Source organism: Oscillibacter sp. CU971 (assembly GCF_905219725.1).
Lineage (GTDB): Bacteria > Bacillota > Clostridia > Oscillospirales > Oscillospiraceae > Oscillibacter.
In genome coordinates this window covers 1-3,527 of record NZ_CAJMXG010000264.1, presented here as the reverse complement: position 1 = coordinate 3,527, position 3,527 = coordinate 1, and the positions used below count along the sequence as shown (strand labels likewise).

Annotated in this window: 4 protein-coding genes and 1 pseudogene; all 5 read right to left on the bottom strand. The window is 65.2% G+C overall.

What is annotated here, in order from left to right:
- Positions 1-496: pseudogene (locus tag JX325_RS13780) on the bottom strand (AI-2E family transporter); the annotation flags it as partial.
- A gap of 3 nt (positions 497-499) precedes the next feature.
- Positions 500-982, bottom strand: a complete 483-nt coding sequence (locus JX325_RS13775; RefSeq protein ID WP_204791668.1) for a gamma carbonic anhydrase family protein — start codon at positions 980-982, stop codon at positions 500-502.
- Positions 983-1,020: 38 nt separating this feature from the next.
- Positions 1,021-2,253: an aminopeptidase gene (locus JX325_RS13770; RefSeq protein WP_204791667.1), complete on the bottom strand. Its 1,233-nt coding sequence runs from the start codon at positions 2,251-2,253 to the stop codon at positions 1,021-1,023.
- A gap of 183 nt (positions 2,254-2,436) precedes the next feature.
- A complete protein-coding gene (locus JX325_RS13765; RefSeq protein WP_204791666.1) occupies positions 2,437-2,652 on the bottom strand; it encodes a DUF378 domain-containing protein in 216 nt (71 codons plus the stop codon).
- A gap of 82 nt (positions 2,653-2,734) precedes the next feature.
- Positions 2,735-3,527 (bottom strand): PD-(D/E)XK nuclease family protein (locus JX325_RS13760; RefSeq protein ID WP_204791665.1); only part of this gene is annotated, 793 nt, incomplete at its 5' end.

The window sequence follows — 3,527 nt, the reverse complement described above, 5'->3', positions numbered from 1 at the left end:
ACACCAGCCCCCCGCCCCAGTCCCGGACCAGGGTGACGGCCTTTTCCGTCAGGTTCTTCCAGTCGAATTCCAGGCCCGCCGCGAAGGTCTCCAGCTGGGGAAGCCAGGCCTCCAGCTCCGCCAGCTGCTCCTCCATCCGCCGGATGGCGGCGGGAAGCTGGCTGGTGATGGAGCGGACCGCGTCGCCAATGCCGGGGCTGATGACACAGGCCGCCAGGGTCACCACGCCGGTCATGGCCGCCAGGGTCAGGACCAGGGCCAGGGGACGGCGGAGGGGCTTCCACCGCTTCCCCCTGGGGAGGCGGGCCTCGATGGCCCGCATGGGGACATTTAGAATAAAGGCGATGGCCCCGCCCACCAGGAAGGGGCCCAAGACGCCCAGCACCCACCGCAGGGCCCCCGCCAGGGCGGGGAGGTTTTGCAGGGCGCAGAAAAAGGCCACGCCGCCGCAGACCACCGCCAGCCGCTGCTTGATTTGACTTCGGTTCCAGTCCATGGCTCAGCCCCGGCGATAGGCTTCCGCCGCGTGGAGGTAGCCCTCGGCGGACTCCCGGTTGGAGGCGATTTCCGCCTCCGTCAGGGGGCGGGCGACCTTGGCGGGGCTTCCTAAAATCATGGACCCGGCGGGGGCGTCCATCTTCCCCGTCACCAGGGCCCCCGCGCCCACGATGCAGTCGTCCCCGATGTTCGCCCCGTTGAGGACAATGGCCCCCATGCCGATGAGGACGTTGTTCCCCACGGTGCAGCCGTGGACAATGGCCCCGTGGCCGATGGTGCAGCCCGCGCCTACCCGGGTCTCCTCGTGGAGGATGGCGCAGTCCTGGATATTGGTGCCCTCGCCTACGGTGATGGCTCCCTCGTCTCCCCGGAGGACGGCGTTATACCAGATATTCACGCCCTTTCCAAGGGTCACGTCGCCGCTGACCTTCGCGCCGTCGCAGATCAGCACGTCGGGGGTGGTCTCTCGCANTTTGCATTGCATGGTGATTTCCTCGTTTCCTTATGTGANATTCCGGGCGGTTAAAATTCCGGGGCAAAATTCCCCTGGATGAAGATGGGGACCTCTCTGCCGTCCCGGGTGGTTCCCACGATGGAGAGGTCCGGGGTGCCGATCATGAAGTCCACAGGGGTGATGGAGTCGTTNAGGCCCCGGGCCTTCAATTCGTCCTTGGTCATCTGCTGGCCTCCCTCCAGGCAGGGGTAGGCCTCGCCGAAGGCGATGNGGCGGGCGGCGTTCTCGTCGAAGAGGGTGTTATAGAAGAGCAGGTTCTGGTTGGAAATCGGGCTGTCATAGGGGACCAGGGCCGCCTCGCCGAAGTAGGCCGCGCCCTCGTCCACGGATATGGCGGCTTTCAGAGTCTCCTCCCCCTGCTCCGCATGGGCCTCCACGATTCTGCCGTCCTTTACCACGAAGTGGAATTTGTCGATGACGTTGCCGTCGTGGACCAGGGGCAGGGAGGCATAGACCACGCCGTTCGCCCCGNTTTTNAGGGGGGAGGTGAAGATCTCCTCCGTGGGGATGTTGGCGATATAGCTGCGGCCGGAGAGGGTATGGTCCCCGCCGCTCTCCCAGATGTGGCCCTCGGGCAGTTCCACGGTGAGGTCCGTGCCCAGGGAATTGGTGTAATGGAGGGATTTTNATTTCTGGNCGTTCAGCTTCTCCAGGCGCTTTTCCAGGGTGGAGAGGTGCTCTTTCCAGCGGTCCACGGCTTTGCCGTCCCCGGTGACGCGGACGGCGGAGAAAATCGCGTCCCACAGGGCCGCCACGGCCTCCGCCTCCCCCTTGTCCGGGAAGACCCGGGCGGCCCAGGAGGGAATGGGAATCGACGCGATGCACCAGGGGAAACCGCCGCACATCTGGAGGCGGTCGAAGTCCTTGAGGGCCTTGCCGCTGGCCCGCTGGGCCCGGATGATGCGCTGGGAATCCACGCCCTTCAGATTCTCCGGGTCCGAGGCGGAGATGGCGAGGTAGGCCGTGCCCTCCAGGGCCTGGTCGTTGAAAAAGTGCCGCCGCCAGAGGGGCACGGCGTCGAAGACCTCCTCGGAGGCGCGGAGGTATTTCATCCGGGTCATGGCGTCGTCGGTCCAGTTCATCACCACCTCGCAGCAGCCGGCCTCATAGGCCTCCTCCGCGCACAGGCGGGCGAAGGGGGCGCACTCCACCGGGGAGGAAATCACCANCCGCTGGCCGGGATAGGGGTTCAGACCAATCCGCACCAGGAGGCGGGCGTATTCGCGGAGCTTGTGTTCCATTTGTCGGGTCCTTCCTTTCCGTTTGCACAGGCATTCTATGGAAATATTATGTGCGATTATAGAGCATTTTAACGGGGAAGTAAAGACGGCGGGGGACGGGATTTCAAAATTGTTCATCTTTTCCCGCAAGGCAGCAAAAACCGGAGAGGAGTTTCCCCTCCGGTTTTCGCTTTTTGGACGCCGTTAAGCCGGGTGGGCGGCGGTTTCCCGGTCCAGGCGGAACAGCAACGTCAAGCACCACAGGCCCGCCAGCCCCACCAGGGCGTAAATGATTCGGGAAAACACCGCCGTCTGGCCTCCGAAGAGCCAGGCCACGGCGTCAAAGCCGAACAGGCCGATGCCGCCCCAGTTCAGCGCGCCGATGACCGCCAGCAGGACGGCGATTTTGTCGATTGCCATGGATATCCCTCCAATCCTGTCGAGCTGGTCCTTAGCTTGCCCCAATTGGGCGGTTTTCGCGCTGGAAAAATTTAGCAGACACTTACACGTCCACCGCCTTCCCCGGGGAGAGGAAGTAGAGCACCCGGCGGGTGACGGGGGCTTCCAGCACCCGGGTTAAGGCCAGGCTGTAAGCCTCCAGCTGCGGGCGGTAGCGCTCCGCCCGGTCCGTGATCTCCTGGGGAGTGAACACATGGTCGGTTTTAAAGTCCACCACCGTCAGGCCCCCCTCCGTCTCAAAGCACAGGTCCGCCACGCCCTGGAGGAGGATGGCGTCCTCCTCCGAGGCCTGGGGGTCATACTCCCGGGCGGGAACCAGCAGGGTGAAGCGGTACTCCCGGAGACAGCGGGGGCTTTGGCGGACCTCCCGGGCCAGGGGGGAGGCCAGGAGGCGCTCCAGGGCGGGGACGTCCACGGCCTGGGCCTGCTGGGCCGTGAGAAGGCCCTTTTCCGCCAGGGCGGCGATTTGGGCGGGGACGCCGGAATTTTGAAAGTCCAGGTACTGGAGGACCAGGTGGGTGGCGGAGCCCTTTTCCGCCGGGGTGAGGCCGGTTTGCTCCCGGCGGAATTTGGGCTGGGAGAGGGGCCGGAGGTAGGGAGTGTGGGCGGCGTTCTCCGCGATCTCCTGGTCCAGGGGACGGCCCTTTAATTGGGTGGCCGTCAGCTTGGCGGGGAGGGCCGCTTCCCGGCGGTATGGATATTCAAAGGCCAGGAGGGCCGGGTCGAAGGGAATCTCGGGGCGTTCGTCTCCGGCGGACTCCAGGGAGGGGCGGGAAACTTCCCCGCAGTCCCCGGCGTCGTGGAGGAACACTTCCCAGGGGGCTCCGGGGCAGGAG